Genomic DNA, 14,027 nt, shown 5'->3' with positions numbered 1-14,027 from the left:
CCGGGCCACGGCTGCCTGGGCAGGTCCGCGGGCAGCAGGTGGTAGTACGCCGCGAGGTCGGCCTTCACAGCCCGCCAGTGGGTCAGCAGGTCCAGCCACCCGACCCGGATGCCCTGCGCGGGCTGCGGGTCGTTCAGCTCGGCCGGGACTCGGTACCCGCCGGACCAGATGCCCGTGTCGGGGTCTTTCGTGCCGACGCCGTACTCGTCCCACTCCTCTTCGGTGACCGGCGGGCGCGTGCTTTTGGGGGCGTGGCCTCCGCCTCGGCCGTCCCGGCGCGCTGCTCGGCGACGGCGGCGACGTACCGGTTGGCGGCGGCCTCACCGTTCACCCAGGCCACCAGGGCCACCCACGCGAGCTGGTGCAGGACCGGGCCGGACAGGTCGCTCATCTCGGCCAGGGCCTCCTCACCGAGGGCGAGGTCGGCCAGGGTGCCACCGTCCAGGGCCTGCATGCGGACTTCCGCGCGCTCCGCCTCGTCCTCGATCTGCCGGGCCGCGAGGTACGTCGCGCACCGCAGCCCGCGGGCCGCCGTCGGCGGACGCACCGTGTAGGTGCGCCCACCGAACGGCAGCTCGAGGGACGAGTCCGCCTCGACGGAGGCGAGGACGTCGGAGAGGCCTTCGAGCCGCATCAGACCACCGTGTAGTCGACGGCGACCGAGGGGCCGTTGGCGTCGGTGACGACGACGGGCGCGGCACCGGCGGCCGTGGCCGGGATGACGGCAACGATCGTCGCGTCGGACACGAGCGTGAACTCCGCCGGGAGGGTGTCGATCGTGACGCCCGTGGTGCCGGAGAAGCCCTGGCCGCTGATCGTGATCTGTTCGCCCACGGTCTGGCCGGCGGGGAGGATGCCTGCGATGACGGGCAGGTCGGTGTCGTCGGCCCAGCCCGTGAACGGGTTGGCGATGCGGGTCGCGTAGCCGACACCGGTGAGGGTGATCCCCCACTGCTCGTTGGTGCCCTCGGGGCCCGCGTTGTTGCGGGTGTACGCGGCGGTCGCGACGCCCTGGAACGCCTCGGCGGGGTCGGGCGTGGAGCCGTCGGCCGGCTTGTGGTAGTACCGGACGCCGACCTTCGCGTTCTCGCCGATCTTGTCGCCGTACCGGTCCTGGATGACCTTGAGCTCCGGGACGGGCTGGCCCGTGGTCGCGGACCGGTTGACGAACGCGGCCAGGGCGAGCACCCAGGACCACGCGGACACGTCGTCGTTCGGGGACCCCTTGTCGTCGTACGTCTGCGCGGGCTGCGTGATCGGCGTCATGGCCGGGACGACGTTCAGGGCGCGGCGGATCGGCAGCCACCGGGGGTCGGTGGCCAGGGCCGTCAGCGACTCGGCGGCGGTGCCGTCGAACACGTCGACGCCGTACTCGAAGCTCTTGCCGAGCGTCGAACCGGCGGGAAGCGTGGGGGAATAGGGCATGGTTCAGTCCTCCAGGGTGACCGAGTAGTTCAGGGAGAGCTCGGACCGCGAGTTGCCGTCCGAGCCGTGCAGGGCTGGCCCGGAGAGGTGCCCCACGTGGTTGATGCCCGACGTGCGGGACAGTGCGAGCAGGGCGTCGTCGACGGCGTCTGCGAGGTCGTCGGCGTCGCCGGTGTCGTGGGGCTTGCCCCGGATCCACGCCTGCACGCGGCGGGTGCGGACGGCGTCGCGGCGCTGCCCGTAGTCGGTGCGGTCGTAGCGCGCGAGGGCGACGCCCCGGTTCGGCTCGGGTCCGATCTGGCCGTAGAACAGGCCGGTCTCGGTGGCGAGGTAGACCGACCCGTCCGTGCGGTACGTGCCGACGCCGCGGGCCTGGAGCCAGGCCAGCAGGGCGACGACCATTTCGCGGTCCGTCACATTCACCCCCGGGTTTGCTGGGCGCACGACGGCGCGGGTGGGACGATCGCGGGCATGAGGATTGACTGGAAGTCGAGGCGCACGCAGGCCGTCATCGCCGCCGTGCTCGCCGTGCTCCTGGCCGTGTCGATCTGGCAGGGCGCGTTCCGCGACTGGATCGCGTGGGACTACATCTGGTGGTGGGTGCTGCTGCCCACGTTCGTGCTGTTCGTCGCGACGATGCTCGCCGTGCTCGTCCGTGCGGTGAGCGGCGGCCGGCGGGACTAGTCGCCGAGGGTGCGGCGGATCGACGCGGCGACAATCTCGTGCACCTCGTTGGTGGACTCGATCGACGCCGACTCGAGGAACTTCGCCTGCCCGGTGGGGTGCCGGGCCGTGAGGTTCTCGTGCACCGGCACCGCATAGTCGAGGTCGGACACGACGGCGGACTCCAGGTCGGCGTCGGTCGCGGGTACGACGGTCTGCGAGGAGCGGAGGTCGCCGTACTGGATGGGGGTGCGGGCGACGGACACGCCGCGGACGCGTTCGGCACCGAGGTTGAGGCCCTCGGCCATGCCCTTGCGGGCCAGTGCGACGAGCTCGGCGGCCGGGGTGACGCTCATTCCAGGCTGATTTCTACGCCGGTGAGGTCGGGGTCGTCGACGGCGGTCGGGGTGCCGACGATGATGACCTTGGAGGTGCGGCCGTCGGGGAGGGTGACGATCGACCCGGGTGGTGCGTCCGCTGCTGACGCGTGGAGCGTGGTGGAGCTGACGACCTCGACGGCCTGCGGGTTGCGCACCAGGCGCACCGTGGCGTCGATGAGGCAGGCCAGGGGGTACGAGGCGCCGTAGACGGGCCCGTTGCCGCCCGCGCCCAGGTACGGCTTCACGGTGACGGTCTGGTCCTCCCAGTCGTCCCAGACGTCGCTCATCCGATCACCCACGGCGCCGACGGCAGGTTCAGGTCGTCGATGTAGCCGGCCGCCTCGTCGGTCAGACCCCGCGTGATCCGTGCCCGCTCGGCGGCGGCAGCCTCGGCGCCCGCGTACCCGACGGCGCGCGGACCCAGGGACTTGTTCGTGACGACGCCGCCCGACGTGGACGCGGCCTCGGCGGCCGGGTCTGTGATCCCCGCGGCGGACCATGCGGCGACCTGGGCGCACACGGCGTCCCGGAACCCGGCGACCACCGTGGTGCCCGTGGGTGCGCCGGTGGTGTCCGTGTCGTACACGGCCGAGCGGGTCGCCTTGCGGACCAGCCGGGACGCGTACGCGAGGAGCCGCCCCACGTTCGCGGGGAGTGGCGTGATCGACCACGGGGCGGCGGAGAGGTCCGCCTCAGTGGCGTAGACGAGAGCCATGCGGGCCTCCAAGGGGGGTGGTGGTGGGCGCAGGCAGGGTCGTGACGGAGCCCGAAAGTACCCGGGGTCGAAAGCTCCTGCCCATGCCTTCGCGGCGTGCACTAGGGGGTTGTGGCCCTTCCCGGGGCCAGACGTTGACGCCTACCACCAAGCTGTGGGGTGCGCGGCGGTAGGGGCCGCCGCGCACCAGGTGTCACTCGACCGGCGGGGCGCCGACCAGGGTGGAGCGGTTCTTACCGTTCCGCTCGGCCTCCAGGACACGCGTCACCTCGGCGGCGTGCGCCTCGGTGTCCGTGTCGTCGAGACCGTCGAGGTAGGCGGTCACCTCGGCGACGGAGTGCTCCGCCGGGTCGAACGGGACGGGGTCGCCCTGGGGCTCGCCGCCACCGTCCGCCTCCGGCTCGGCCTCGACCGTCTCGATCACGTACCCCTTGCGGCGGTAGTACGCGAGACGGCCGACGTTGTCCGTGGCCGGCACGGGGTCGCCGTCCGGCGTCGTGATGCTGATGATGCCCGTCATGGTCACATCACCTTCACGTTGCGCAGGACCGCGGCACCGCGCGTGGACTTCAGCACCGGGGCGACCGGGCCGATCTCCAGCTCGCCGAGCTTGACCGCACCCGGAGCGGTGTAGTCCGGGCGGTAGGTCTTGACGAGCTCGCCGACGGTCGCTACGCCGTGGAACGCGTCCAGGTCGAAGCGCACCGCGTACAGGTCCGTCAGGCCGGTCACGGCGGGCGTGGTGCCGCCGTCGCCGTCCACGTCGCGGGACTCGATCGGCACGATGCGGCTGGTGCCGTCGTTGCCGAAGCCGAGGTCGACGAGGACCGAGTTGCCGAACATCTCCACGACACGGCCGAGGGAGTCCTCGGAGCGCGTGTAGTAGCCGGCACGGCGGGCGATGGACCGCACGCGGGCGATTGAGCGGTCGTTGCCCATGATGGCGTCCGCGCCGCCCTCCACGAGGGAGACGAGCTCGTCGAGCATGTCGAGCGCGGTGTGCGCACCGGACTCGTCGGTGATGCCCGTGGACGTCCAGTTGAGGAACTGGTTGGTTGCCGGGTCGGTACCGTCACCGAACGTCTCGGTGGTGGTGCCCGCGAGGGCCTTGTCGAGGCCGTCGAACCCGTTGGCGTTGACCGCGGTGTCGGCGTTGATGAGCTGGTTCTGCAGCTCGGTGATGGCGCCCTTGTTCAGCTCTGCGAACTGGAACGCCTCCTCGTTGGTCGCTGCCGGGCCGAGGTTGGCCAGGACGCGGTCGACGTTGAACGACCCGCCGAGCGGCTTGAGGTCGACGGTCTCGCGGGTGCGGACGGCCTCCCCCGGGGTGTACTCGGCGTTGATCGCACGGAACGTGGCGGTCGCGGCGGTGACCAGGCGGGTGTACCCGTAGGTCAGGGTCGCGCCGCCGCCGGCCGGGTTGACGGCCTGGTCGAACGTGAGCTGGTCGAACAGCCACGACCGGCGACGCAGGTCGTCGATGATGGCGAAGTCGACGTCGTCCTGGCAGTTGACCTGGGCTTCGGCGAGGGTGATGGGCATGGTGGCCTCCTGTGGGGGCTACTTGTCCGAGGCGCGGGAGAGTGCCTCGGCGATGGATGTGGGACGCTGCGCCCCTTCACCGGACCCGCCGGTGTGCTGGACGCTGGAGCGGACCGCGCTGGGGGCGGCCTTGAGCTCCTGGTGCTCGTCGATGAACGCCTTCACGGCCGCCTCGACTGCCGCCTTGTCGGCGAGGTCGACGTCGGCCAGGACGCCTGCGCCCTTGATCGCGAGCTCGGCGACGCTGTTGCCGCCTGCGGCCTTGATCGCGTCGCCCAGGACCTGGGTGGTGCGGGTGGTCTGCAGGTCGGTCTTGAACGTGTCGCGCTCGGCGGCTGCAGCCTTGGCGTCTGCCTCGGCCTTCTCCGCGCGCAGGCGGTTCGCCTTGGCCTCTTCCCGCAGCTCGGTCACGTACTCCGAGGAGAACGCCTGCCCGGGCTTGGGTGCGGGTGTCGGTGCCGGCACGGGGGCCGGCGGCGTGGGGGCGGGTGCAGGTGCGGGCGGCTCTCCGCCTGCGGGTGCTCCCGGCGCGGGCTCTCCTCCGGCGGGCTCGGACATGAACCGCAGCCGCGTGAAGCGGGGGTGGTCCAGGCCGGGCGTCGGCAGGATGGGCAGGCGCTTGCGCAGTCGTGCGTTCATCGTGGTTGTTCTCCTGACAGTGGCGGGTCTCTACCCAAACCCCCGTCTCTACGGGGGAAATCTGTTACGCGACGTTGCCGAGGTTGGGCTGTTCGCGGTTGCGTTGGCGCACGAGGCCGGTCTCGCGGACGTGGTCGCGGATCTTGGCCTGGTAGGCGCGCACGCGGGCGTTCGCCGCCTTCTTCTCGACGTCGTCGACGGCGGCCATGGCCTCGACCTTGACCTTGCGCAGCTCGCGCTCGAGGTACCGGAGCTTGGCGCGGTCCGCTTCGGCGTCAGGGTCGTAGGTGGTGACGTCCTCGATGACGGACAGGCCGGGCAGGTAGGCGACCGTGCTGCACCGGCAGTTGGGGTGGCGCCACCCGGCGGCCTTGGCCTGGTCGAGTGTCGCCGCGACGTTCACGGTGACCTCGCGGTCCGAGTTGGCGGCCGGGACCTGGATACGCCCGGTCGGGCCGGGTGTGGTCCGGAGGATCTTCCCCGCCCAGCGTGCGCACTTCTCGCACGCGCCGGACCCGACGACGATGGACACCAGCTCGACGCCGTTGTCCTGCATGGACGTGACCTTGGCGTCGTCGTACGCCCGGCGCGTGGCCGAGCGGGTCGCCATCTCAACGTACGAGGACAGGTTCCAGCGCCGGTTCGCCTTGTCGACGAACCCGGTAACGCCCTGACCGAGGAGTCGACCCCATGCCGACTGCTGCGCGGTGCGCGTCGTGCCGAGTCCGAGCACGACGTCGGTGGACGTGGCCGCGATGGCCCGCTGGTACAGGTCCTGCGGGTACCGGAGGATGCGCTGTGTGACGTTCTGCAGGGCGTTCGTGAGGTCCGCGCGGATCAGGACCGCCGGGGCCGCGCCAGGCAGCACACGGGCCAGTGGCGTAACCCGTGGGGCCACTGCCGCGGCGGCCTCCGCGCCGGTCGTGCCGACGACGGCAGACAGCTCCGTCAGGGCGGCGTCCACACCGCGGGTCTGTGCCGTCTCCAGGACGCGCTCCAGGATCTCGGGCGACGTCTGGGACAGCCACCGTGCGATCCGGGCAGACTCGGCCGTCAGGTCACCGAGACGCAGGATGCGCGCGGGTGCGACCTCGCCCGCGTCGAGCCCGGCCCGGACCTGCAGGGCCACGGCCGCGACGAGGCGACGCTCCGCACTGCCGAACAGCTCCACGAGCTCGGCGACGAGGCGGTCGAGACCGTCGCGTGCGTCCGGAATGTACCGGGCCACGGGTCACCCCCCGAACGAGAACGGGTCGGCCAGGGCGGTCGGTGACTCGGCGATGATCCGGGCGACCTCCTCCTCGACCTTGGTGTCGTCCCAGTCGGTGTGCACCATCTCCACGAGCGCCCTGGTCGACGCGGCACCGGCCATCTTGAGGGCCTGCGCGGTGCGTGCCACCGTCTCCGGGGACTCGTTGACACCGTCGGGGAACTCGACCGTGAGACCGGTCGGGTCCACCGTGCCGCCGAACACCGAGGCGTCGACCGTGAGGAGCTTCGGCAGGATCTGCTGGAGCTTCGGTGTCCACCCCCGGATGTTCCGGTTCCGGGTCAGGGTGGACCGGTCACCGCGGGCCACGACCTCGGTCGCGGTCACCGCGGCACCGTCCGCGTCCCGGCCGAACGTGGAGGGCGAGTAGCCGGCCGTCCCGATGATCTGGTCCGTCCACTGGTCGATCGTGGCCTGGTGCTCCGCGAACCGGATGGCGAACTGCTGCGGTGTGATGGGCGGGTCGCCGTCCTCGGTGCCCGCGAGCTTGAGGGGGGCGTACACGTCGCGGTCGAGGTCGAAACCGGCACCCAGGCCGGGGCCGAGGTCGTCGAGCATGTACTTCGCGACGATGATGCGGGCCTTGCCGAGCCGGATGTCCCGCATCCAGGACGCGTACTGCTGGTCGAGGTCGTCGAGGAACGGTTCCGCGCCGTCGTAGTCGGACGCGCCCCACCCGGCAGCGGACGGGACCTTGCGCCACGCCTTGGCCTCGCCGTCGCCCTTGTTCGGGATGTACACGACGTCGAGGCCCTTGGTGATGCCCGCGGTGATGTACCCCTGGTCGTTCACGGACCCGGCCAGTGGTGCGGTCTCGGGGTGCGCTTCGAGCGGGAAGGGGCGGCCGAGGCGGGCGGGGGTGCCGACGTACAGGGAGTGCTGCACGACGCCGTCACCGGCGAGGAGCTCGTGGCGTTCGAGGTGGCGCCAGACCTGCCGGTCGTCGGTGTACAGGACGCGCCAGAACGTGACGGCACGCAGCCGGCCGTGGACGAACTCGGGGATGGCGCGGTCGGCGGGCTCGGTGGCAAGGAACGCGGACTCGGCGACCTCGGTGTCGAACACGGTCTTGAGGTAGACGCCGCCGAGGGCTGCGGTCTTCTCGGCGGCGGAGGTCAGGGTGGACAGGACGTCGCCGGTCAGGACGGCGTCGAGGCGGTCCTGTGCGGCCTGCTGCTCGACGGCGACCTTGAGGGGCTCGGCGAACAGGAGGTCGGCGGACGCGCGCGCGATGTCGGCCGCGAGGGGCACGTGCGTGTCGTCACGGCGCTGCCCGCCCGCGTTGGTGGGGCGGCCCCACCAGAAGCGCGACAGGGCGCCCACGACGCCGCCACGGTGCTGCCCGGGCCGGTCCTCGACCTGGGGGGACGCGGTGCCGTGGTACGCCTTGGACAGGTCGGCAGGGTTGCCGGTCCACCATGCCGCCCACTCGTTCAGCTTCGGGGTGATGTGGGCGAGCTGCGGGGGCGGCCACGCCTGGTCTTGGGTGGGCAGGGGCACGGTCACTCCTCTCCGGGGGTCAGTGGGACGCGGTCGCGCCAGTCCATACGGGACGTGTAGGTGGCGTACCTGAGGCTGTCGACGAAGTCGTCGTTGGCCTTGACGGGGGCGTCCTCGCCGCGCTCGGTGGCGACGGGGTCCCATCGGTAGGACGGGAGCTCGTCGAGGAGGTTGGTGGCCTCGGCGGCGATGATGAGCCGGTCGGCGTCGAGCAAGGCGGCGACGTTGCGGATGCCGGACATCACGGCCTTGTGCGCGGGGCGGACACTCGGGAACCCGTCGGTGCGCAGCTGGTGCCCGAAGCTCGCGGCGGCGTGGTCGTACGCGATCCACTCGGGGGACGGCTGCTCGGTCATCCAGTCCTTGAGGTGCGCGGACATGCCGCCGATGGTGAGAGCGGGTGGGGCCCACTCGGACAGGACGTACAGCCGGTCGCCGCCGCGCGGGTCGGGGCCGAGGCCGAGGAGGACGCCGGCGGTGCGGTGGGTGTCGCCGTAGTCGAGGCCGAGCATGAGCACGCGGTGCATGGCCGGCATGTCGGCCCGCTTCATGACGTGCTTGGCCGGGTCGAACATGCCGTAGATGCTGCCCTCGGCGGCGACCCACAGGCCGCGCACGTTGCGGTCGTAGAACAGGCCGGTGTTCTCGGCCTTGAGGTTGTTCTTGTACTCCTCGGTCAGCGACGGATTGTCATCGAGCTCGAAGTGCAGGTCGACGAGGTCGAGCTCGGCGATGCGGTCGAGGAACTTGACCTTGAGCCAGTGGCGCGGGCTGCCGGGGTTGGTGGTCGCGATGAGGCGGGCACCGGGGACGGACAGGCGGGCGAGGAGCTGGGTCCAGAAGTCCTCGGGGAGCAGCGTGGCTTCGTCGGCCATGGCGAGGCAGGCGGTCAGGCCGCGCAGCTTGCCCTCGGCGCGGGCGTCGTTCGCGCCGACGAGGTGGACCTCGCGGCCGAGGATGGTCGCGGTGGATGCGCCGCGGGTGTGGTGGACGGCCTTGGCGAGGGGGCCGAAGATCGCTTCGTCCATCATCAGCGCGAGGATGTTGCGCTCGATGGTCTGCAGCGTGCGGCCGACGATGAGGATGAGGCCGGAGCGGGGCGCGATGGCGATGGCGAAGAAGAACGCGAGGCAGGCGACGAACGTCTTGCCGGACCGGACGGCGCCCTCGAAGATCGCGATGCGGGCGCGCATGGCGGCGGCGAATGCGGCGTGCTGCTTCGGGGAGAGCAGGTCGGCGGCGTCGGTCATGGTGTCTCGGGTGCGGTCGCGAGGAGCGCTTCGCCGAGCTGGGTGATGAACGCCTTGGCTTCGGCGTGCTCGTCGGCGGCGACCTCGAGCTTGGTGAGGATGCCGGCGGCCTGTGACCTGGCGGCGGCGGCCTCGCGCTGGTCGCGTGCCGGGATCTTCGAGGTGGTGGTCTCGAACTCCACGCCGAGCTCGCCGCGCAGCACGGTGGTCCAGGGCTGGTGGTCGCGCATGGTGGCGAGCACGTCGGCCTGGGCGTGTTCGAGGATTTCGAGTTCGGCGAGGGCGGCGGCGGCGCGGCGTGCCTTGACGTCGAGCACCTTGGCCTGGGTGGCGGCGGCGGTGTCGGTGCGGTCGGAGCGGATGCCGAGCTTCGCGGCCCGGTTGGCGACCGACCCTCGCGTTCGGTCGAGCTGTCTACCGATCTCGGACTGGCTGACGCCCTTGGGGATGAGGTCGCGTAGGACGTCGTCCTCGTCGGGCCGGTACGGGCCGGCGGCCATGCGACCACCTCCGCCTCCGTCCGGGGGCATGCGAAAGGCCCCGAGGGATACACCCTGCGAGGCCTCTTGCTGGCTGAAAGCCAACCCCATCACATTAGCACCGGTCACGCCTGCCTGACCACTATGTGCTCACGGCGCGTCGCGCGCGCCCGCGAGGAGCGGCCGGATCCACTTGACACCAGCGGTTCCACGAACACCCGACACCCGCTCTACAAATGCGGGTGTCGAGTGTGTGGGCTATGCCGCGACCCCGAGCTGGACCCTGGTCTCGCGACGGGCTACGAGGGTGAGTGCGTCGGCGAACCGGTACAGCCCGGTGTCGGGTGTCGGCCAGGGGATGCCGCGCCACGGGCTCCCGTCGTCGTGGCGTTCGTGGAGGCGGGCGGGCAGGCGCCGGCCCCGTGGTGCGTTGCGGGTGCGGGTCCAGGTCCGGACGGTGTCGTACTCGACGACGCGGCCGACGACCTGGGTGAGCGCGGTGGCGAGCTCGGACACCGACATGAGGCGTTCGGCCATGGCGTCGGCCAGGTAGTCCTCCTGCTGCTCCCGGGTGACGAACACGCCGCACTGGGGGCAGACGGCGGCGGTCTGGTCGTCGCCGAGGCGGACGTCGCCGTCGCACTCGGGGACCGCGCAGGGTCCGAGCCACCGTCCCCTGGCGTCGGGTCCCAGGACCCGCTCTGCACGCGCACGCAGCCCGCTGGCGGTGTCCCACCATGCCATGGCGTCCATGTCGGTGTCGATGACCTTGTCGACGACCTGGGCGGCCTGGAGCCACCGCCCTGCCTCGGTCTGGGCGTCGGCCTGCCACCCGACGTCGAGCAGCTCACGCACCAGCTGGTCGAGGTGGCGGGCGATCTCCCCGGACAGGTCGGGGCCGTCGAGCTGGCCGGGCAGCCTGGGCTCGGTCGACTGGTGCACGGGCATGCCGGTCAGGGCGCGCCCTGTGCCTGCCTCGCGGGCTGCGACGTCGCGCTGGTGTCGGGCCAGCCAGCACAGGTCGGCACGCGCTGACGAGGCAGCCAGACCGCCGAGAGCATCGTGTGCGGGGGCGACCGACGGGGCGACCGCTCGGCTACGGCGTCGGCTCACGGGTTCTCCTTGTCGTCGTTCGTCTCGCGGCCGTCGAGGATGTGCAGCAGCGCCGTCCCGTGCCGCACGGTCTTCTCGTCGCTGCTCTTCGTCATCGGGGCGAGCTGGGCCCGCACCCGCTCGCGCTCCAACATGAGCTGCTGATAGGACGCCTCGGACGAGTTCGCCCGGGCGGCGGTGAAGCGCAGATCGTCCTCCATCTGCTCGACCTGCTCGACGATCCCGATGTACTCCGCCTGGGCCGTCAGCACGAGCAGCACGTCGGGGTGCGGACCGGCGACCAGCGCCCGCAGCCGCTCTCCCAGCCCTCCCGACGCCCCACGCCCCGCAGAATCCGCCCGCGCCTCCCCAGCGGGCACGGGGGCGGCGATCTGGGCGTCTTCGGATTCGTCGGCACCAGCCATCTCCAGCAGCGGCCGGAACGCTTCCTCGACGGCGCGGTGGTAGGCCACGGTCGCCTCGGCCCAGACGCGGCCGAACTCCAGCACTCGCGCCACCTCGCTCGTCGTGTCGGTCTGCGCGTTCATGAGTGCTCCTCGGCGTTGTGGTGCATGAGCTCCTTGGCGGCCTTGCCCTCGACGGGCGTCGCGATCGTCCAGGGGCAGCCCTCGTGGTGGCACTGCGCGCGGTGGGTGGTCGCGTCGTGGGTCACGCTGCCGATGCCGGCCGGGGCGGTCATCGGGTCACCTCGGCGGTGACGGGCTCGGTGCAGACGGGGCACTCCGACTCCGGCACGTTCGCCGTCTCCACGAGCGTCCTCCAGCCGCGCTGGTCGGGCTCGGACCAGTGGTCGTGCTTCTGGCGCTCGGCCAGGATCGGGGACGGGCGGATCTGGCGCGGGTCAACGCCGTAGTGCTCGGCGCGCTCCCACAGGGCCTCACCCTCGTAGTCCCAGTGCCGGGCGTCGACCCATGCCCACGCCTCGTCACCGGTCATGCCCTGGTGCAGCGCGTCGGCGAGGAACGCGACGCGGCGGGCCTCGATCATCTGGACCGTGCGCTGTCCGGCCAGCCGGGCCCGCGCCGTGTCACCATCCATCAGCAGCTCGTGCCAGTCGGTCTCGTTGATGTCGAGGCCGTGCGCCACGGCGTACAGGTAGGGCACCTCGACCGACAGAGGGCGCGTCTGGCCCTCCTCGGGGTGCGGGTACAGCTCGTGGGCGTAGCGGCGCTTCGTGCGGCGGGCTGGCGTGGTCTCGGCGCTCATGCGTTCGTTCCTTCGTTCGGGCTGTCGGTCGTGGGCGGGGTGGGGCGGGTGGCGGTCATGCCCGGGATCGCACACCGGTGGCACGTGGCCTCGTGGGAGCCGAACATGTGCGCCCTGTCGTGCTCGGGGCCGGTGTGCTCGAGGTGTTCGGCGTGCTGGGAGTTGATGGTTCGCCGGCCGGAGTGGTCGTAGACGTGCCCGCAGGTGCACGCCCAGACGTAGGCCGCCGTCCAGACGGGCTCGGGGCTGCAGGTGGTCATGACGCCTCCCCGAGGTCGAGGACGCCCTGGGAGAACCGCTTGGCAATGACCTCGCAATAGCGCTCCTCGATCTCCACGCCGACCGCGCGGCGGCCGAGGTTGCGGGCCGCGAGCAGCGTTGCCCCGGACCCCGCGAACGGGTCCGCGACCACACCGGGCGGGCACTTCTCGATCAGGGACTCCAGGAGCGAAACCGGCTTCGCGTGAGGGTGCTCACCGGTGAGGTAGGCACCAATACCGCCCCTCGTCTCGATGACGCCGCTACGTTGCGCCGGAGCCTTCGGCCATGTCCCCAGGAGGTAGATCGCTTCCCAATCGCGCCTCCACCCGGCAACGGCCCCCATGAATCCGGCGTCGGGCGGCTTGCGCCACACGAGCGTCTGGCGGGTCCCTGAAGGCACGGGGAGGATGGGCGACCCGAACGAAACGGCCGGACGCGTCGCCCCCCAGGCCTCGAGCACGGCGTCACGCACCGCGGTAGTCGCATCGTTCGCGATGCCGTCATGCTTCCGGCCGCCGTTGTACGCGGACACCTTCCAGTCGATGCCGTAGGGCGGGTCTGTGACGAGGACGTCGGCCGTGGTCCACACGTCGGCCAGGTCGAGGCAGTCGCCGTGCCAGAGCGTGACGGCGTCGTCCTGGTAGTAGGGGGCGCTCACCACGTCATCGCCTCCCGCACCAGCACGTCGAACTCCCGCACCCAGACACCGTCGGGGGCGTCGAGGTCGACCCCCTGCACACGGACCCGCATGGCGACGTCGGTGCGGTTGTACCCGGTCGTCACGATCGCGTGGTCGAGGCGCTGCGGCATCGTGCCCTCCAGCTCGGCGGCGATGTGCGCGGCCAGGTCCGCCGGGGTGGTCGGGGCGTCGGGCGTGGACGACAGGGGCACGCTGACGACGACCAGCGGGCCCTCGTCGGTCAGGTCGTCGCTGGTGGCCTCAGCGCACCCGGGGGTCAGCCCGGTCCACCCGCGTCGTCCGGGGTGGCTGTTCCGCGCCCAGAGGTCGCCGTCGGCGTCGCGGACGACGGTGCCGACCGGGGCGGCGTCGAGGGTGTCCGGGGTCTTGATCGTGGTTCCGGGGGTGAGGGTGGTCATGCTGCGTTCCTCTCGGTCAGGGGCACGCCGTACCCGCACGCGCGGAGCTGCGCGAGAGCGGCGGCCAGGGTCATGCGGACGACGGCGTCGTCAGCGGTCGCAGGGCTCACGTGCAGGGCACGCAGGTCGAGCAGCTGCCGCACGTGCATGTGCGCCCACCACTGCTCCGCACGGGCGGGCCCGACACCGCGGCGCTGCGTGACGAGGATGGCGACGTCGGCGTGGGCGTTGCGGCGCTCGGTCTCGGTCTCGTCGAGCCAGGACAGGATCTGCAGGTCGGAGGCGTCGCGGGCTGCGTTGCCGCCCTTGACCTCGAGCACGACGCCGGCGGTGAGCCCGGGGGTGAGGCGCACGTCGCCCTGGTCGAGGTTGCCGTGGAGCACGACGCGTTCGGCGTGGGGGAAGCCGAGGCGGCGTGCGGCCTTGACCACGGCGCTCTCGGCGGCGGTCCCGATGGCCTTTGGCTTGTTGGTCACGTGATGCCTT

At 71.7% G+C, this 14,027-nt stretch carries 22 protein-coding genes; 1 reads left to right on the top strand and 21 read right to left on the bottom strand.

Annotated elements, in window-relative coordinates; translation table 11 throughout:
* Positions 1 to 133: 133 nt before the first annotated feature.
* From ACFS27_RS03395 to ACFS27_RS03385, 3 genes are read right to left on the bottom strand one after another with little or no spacing between them, the layout of a single operon-like run.
* Positions 134 to 634, bottom strand: a complete 501-nt coding sequence (locus ACFS27_RS03395; protein WP_377180351.1) for a DUF7426 family protein — start codon at positions 632 to 634, stop codon at positions 134 to 136.
* The gene (locus ACFS27_RS03390) at positions 634 to 1,425 is read right to left on the bottom strand and encodes a phage tail tube protein (RefSeq protein WP_377180349.1); all 792 of its coding nucleotides are present in this window, start codon (positions 1,423 to 1,425) and stop codon (positions 634 to 636) included. Before ACFS27_RS03390 ends, ACFS27_RS03395 begins: the two co-directional genes overlap by 1 nt.
* 3 nt (positions 1,426 to 1,428) lie before the next feature.
* The gene (locus ACFS27_RS03385; protein ID WP_377180347.1) at positions 1,429 to 1,842 is read right to left on the bottom strand and encodes a phage tail terminator protein; all 414 of its coding nucleotides are present in this window, start codon (positions 1,840 to 1,842) and stop codon (positions 1,429 to 1,431) included.
* Between the two features lie 54 nt (positions 1,843 to 1,896).
* On the opposite strand from ACFS27_RS03385, the gene ACFS27_RS03380 reads away from it, so the two are divergent.
* On the top strand, positions 1,897 to 2,109 hold the full coding sequence (locus tag ACFS27_RS03380) for a hypothetical protein (protein WP_377180345.1): 213 nt from the start codon (positions 1,897 to 1,899) through the stop codon (positions 2,107 to 2,109).
* On the opposite strand, the gene ACFS27_RS03375 is transcribed toward ACFS27_RS03380, so the two are convergent.
* The 18 genes from ACFS27_RS03375 to ACFS27_RS03290 form a co-directional block, all read right to left on the bottom strand.
* Positions 2,106 to 2,444, bottom strand: coding sequence for a hypothetical protein (locus ACFS27_RS03375; RefSeq protein ID WP_377180343.1), 339 nt, complete (start codon positions 2,442 to 2,444; stop codon positions 2,106 to 2,108). The two genes, ACFS27_RS03380 and ACFS27_RS03375, sit on opposite strands and share 4 nt — an antisense overlap.
* On the bottom strand, positions 2,441 to 2,755 hold the full coding sequence (locus tag ACFS27_RS03370) for a hypothetical protein (protein WP_377180341.1): 315 nt from the start codon (positions 2,753 to 2,755) through the stop codon (positions 2,441 to 2,443). Before ACFS27_RS03370 ends, ACFS27_RS03375 begins: the two co-directional genes overlap by 4 nt.
* Complete coding sequence (locus ACFS27_RS03365) at positions 2,752 to 3,183, bottom strand: hypothetical protein (RefSeq protein WP_377180339.1); 432 nt, start codon at positions 3,181 to 3,183, stop codon at positions 2,752 to 2,754. The genes ACFS27_RS03370 and ACFS27_RS03365 overlap by 4 nt, the downstream gene beginning before the upstream one ends.
* Positions 3,184 to 3,376: 193 nt before the next feature.
* Positions 3,377 to 3,703 carry a hypothetical protein gene (locus tag ACFS27_RS03360; protein WP_377180337.1) on the bottom strand — a complete coding sequence of 109 codons (327 nt, stop codon included), beginning with the start codon at positions 3,701 to 3,703 and terminating at the stop codon, positions 3,377 to 3,379.
* A 2-nt stretch (positions 3,704 to 3,705) separates the two neighbouring features.
* Positions 3,706 to 4,725 (bottom strand): major capsid protein, encoded by a 1,020-nt coding sequence (locus ACFS27_RS03355; protein ID WP_377180335.1) that lies wholly within the window; start codon positions 4,723 to 4,725, stop codon positions 3,706 to 3,708.
* Between the two features lie 18 nt (positions 4,726 to 4,743).
* Positions 4,744 to 5,364, bottom strand: a complete 621-nt coding sequence (locus tag ACFS27_RS03350) for a hypothetical protein (protein ID WP_377180333.1) — start codon at positions 5,362 to 5,364, stop codon at positions 4,744 to 4,746.
* 64 nt (positions 5,365 to 5,428) lie between these two features.
* Positions 5,429 to 6,592: a phage minor capsid protein gene (locus ACFS27_RS03345; RefSeq protein WP_377180331.1), complete on the bottom strand. Its 1,164-nt coding sequence runs from the start codon at positions 6,590 to 6,592 to the stop codon at positions 5,429 to 5,431.
* Between the two features lie 3 nt (positions 6,593 to 6,595).
* Complete coding sequence (locus ACFS27_RS03340; protein ID WP_377180329.1) at positions 6,596 to 8,134, bottom strand: hypothetical protein; 1,539 nt, start codon at positions 8,132 to 8,134, stop codon at positions 6,596 to 6,598.
* Positions 8,135 to 8,136: 2 nt separating this feature from the next.
* Positions 8,137 to 9,384, bottom strand: coding sequence for a PBSX family phage terminase large subunit (locus tag ACFS27_RS03335; protein ID WP_377180327.1), 1,248 nt, complete (start codon positions 9,382 to 9,384; stop codon positions 8,137 to 8,139).
* On the bottom strand, positions 9,381 to 9,884 hold the full coding sequence (locus tag ACFS27_RS03330) for a hypothetical protein (protein WP_377180325.1): 504 nt from the start codon (positions 9,882 to 9,884) through the stop codon (positions 9,381 to 9,383). Before ACFS27_RS03330 ends, ACFS27_RS03335 begins: the two co-directional genes overlap by 4 nt.
* A 237-nt stretch (positions 9,885 to 10,121) precedes the next feature.
* On the bottom strand, positions 10,122 to 10,976 hold the full coding sequence (locus ACFS27_RS03325; RefSeq protein ID WP_377180323.1) for a hypothetical protein: 855 nt from the start codon (positions 10,974 to 10,976) through the stop codon (positions 10,122 to 10,124).
* Entirely contained in the window at positions 10,973 to 11,503 is a 531-nt protein-coding gene (locus tag ACFS27_RS03320) for a hypothetical protein (RefSeq protein WP_377180321.1), read from the bottom strand. Before ACFS27_RS03320 ends, ACFS27_RS03325 begins: the two co-directional genes overlap by 4 nt.
* Positions 11,500 to 11,655 carry a hypothetical protein gene (locus tag ACFS27_RS03315; RefSeq protein WP_377180319.1) on the bottom strand — a complete coding sequence of 52 codons (156 nt, stop codon included), beginning with the start codon at positions 11,653 to 11,655 and terminating at the stop codon, positions 11,500 to 11,502. The genes ACFS27_RS03320 and ACFS27_RS03315 overlap by 4 nt, the downstream gene beginning before the upstream one ends.
* Positions 11,652 to 12,182 carry a hypothetical protein gene (locus ACFS27_RS03310; RefSeq protein ID WP_377180317.1) on the bottom strand — a complete coding sequence of 177 codons (531 nt, stop codon included), beginning with the start codon at positions 12,180 to 12,182 and terminating at the stop codon, positions 11,652 to 11,654. Before ACFS27_RS03310 ends, ACFS27_RS03315 begins: the two co-directional genes overlap by 4 nt.
* The gene (locus ACFS27_RS03305; RefSeq protein ID WP_377180315.1) at positions 12,179 to 12,442 is read right to left on the bottom strand and encodes a hypothetical protein; all 264 of its coding nucleotides are present in this window, start codon (positions 12,440 to 12,442) and stop codon (positions 12,179 to 12,181) included. Before ACFS27_RS03305 ends, ACFS27_RS03310 begins: the two co-directional genes overlap by 4 nt.
* Positions 12,439 to 13,101 (bottom strand): DNA methyltransferase, encoded by a 663-nt coding sequence (locus tag ACFS27_RS03300; RefSeq protein WP_377180313.1) that lies wholly within the window; start codon positions 13,099 to 13,101, stop codon positions 12,439 to 12,441. The genes ACFS27_RS03305 and ACFS27_RS03300 overlap by 4 nt, the downstream gene beginning before the upstream one ends.
* Entirely contained in the window at positions 13,098 to 13,541 is a 444-nt protein-coding gene (locus ACFS27_RS03295; protein ID WP_377180311.1) for a hypothetical protein, read from the bottom strand. Before ACFS27_RS03295 ends, ACFS27_RS03300 begins: the two co-directional genes overlap by 4 nt.
* Positions 13,538 to 14,017: a hypothetical protein gene (locus ACFS27_RS03290; RefSeq protein ID WP_377180309.1), complete on the bottom strand. Its 480-nt coding sequence runs from the start codon at positions 14,015 to 14,017 to the stop codon at positions 13,538 to 13,540. The genes ACFS27_RS03295 and ACFS27_RS03290 overlap by 4 nt, the downstream gene beginning before the upstream one ends.
* Positions 14,018 to 14,027: the final 10 nt, after the last annotated feature.

Origin of the sequence: Promicromonospora vindobonensis (genome assembly GCF_042685865.1) — a bacterium.
Classification (GTDB): Bacteria; Actinomycetota; Actinomycetes; order Actinomycetales; family Cellulomonadaceae; genus Promicromonospora; species Promicromonospora vindobonensis.
Note: the sequence above shows the minus strand (reverse complement) of the source record. Positions and strands in the feature narration are given on the sequence as shown.

Coding starts and splice junctions, on each gene's coding strand:
- ACFS27_RS03355 (WP_377180335.1), bottom strand. CDS start 4,725: ATGCCCATCACCCTCGCCGAAGCCCAGGTCAACTGCCAGGACGACGTC.
- ACFS27_RS03375 (WP_377180343.1), bottom strand. CDS start 2,444: ATGAGCGTCACCCCGGCCGCCGAGCTCGTCGCACTGGCCCGCAAGGGC.
- ACFS27_RS03305 (WP_377180315.1), bottom strand. CDS start 12,442: ATGACCACCTGCAGCCCCGAGCCCGTCTGGACGGCGGCCTACGTCTGG.
- ACFS27_RS03310 (WP_377180317.1), bottom strand. CDS start 12,182: ATGAGCGCCGAGACCACGCCAGCCCGCCGCACGAAGCGCCGCTACGCC.
- ACFS27_RS03395 (WP_377180351.1), bottom strand. CDS start 634: ATGCGGCTCGAAGGCCTCTCCGACGTCCTCGCCTCCGTCGAGGCGGAC.
- ACFS27_RS03315 (WP_377180319.1), bottom strand. CDS start 11,655: ATGACCGCCCCGGCCGGCATCGGCAGCGTGACCCACGACGCGACCACC.
- ACFS27_RS03335 (WP_377180327.1), bottom strand. CDS start 9,384: ATGACCGACGCCGCCGACCTGCTCTCCCCGAAGCAGCACGCCGCATTC.
- ACFS27_RS03350 (WP_377180333.1), bottom strand. CDS start 5,364: ATGAACGCACGACTGCGCAAGCGCCTGCCCATCCTGCCGACGCCCGGC.
- ACFS27_RS03360 (WP_377180337.1), bottom strand. CDS start 3,703: ATGACGGGCATCATCAGCATCACGACGCCGGACGGCGACCCCGTGCCG.
- ACFS27_RS03295 (WP_377180311.1), bottom strand. CDS start 13,541: ATGACCACCCTCACCCCCGGAACCACGATCAAGACCCCGGACACCCTC.
- ACFS27_RS03390 (WP_377180349.1), bottom strand. CDS start 1,425: ATGCCCTATTCCCCCACGCTTCCCGCCGGTTCGACGCTCGGCAAGAGC.
- ACFS27_RS03380 (WP_377180345.1), top strand. CDS start 1,897: ATGAGGATTGACTGGAAGTCGAGGCGCACGCAGGCCGTCATCGCCGCC.
- ACFS27_RS03320 (WP_377180321.1), bottom strand. CDS start 11,503: ATGAACGCGCAGACCGACACGACGAGCGAGGTGGCGCGAGTGCTGGAG.
- ACFS27_RS03370 (WP_377180341.1), bottom strand. CDS start 2,755: ATGAGCGACGTCTGGGACGACTGGGAGGACCAGACCGTCACCGTGAAG.
- ACFS27_RS03365 (WP_377180339.1), bottom strand. CDS start 3,183: ATGGCTCTCGTCTACGCCACTGAGGCGGACCTCTCCGCCGCCCCGTGG.
- ACFS27_RS03330 (WP_377180325.1), bottom strand. CDS start 9,884: ATGGCCGCCGGCCCGTACCGGCCCGACGAGGACGACGTCCTACGCGAC.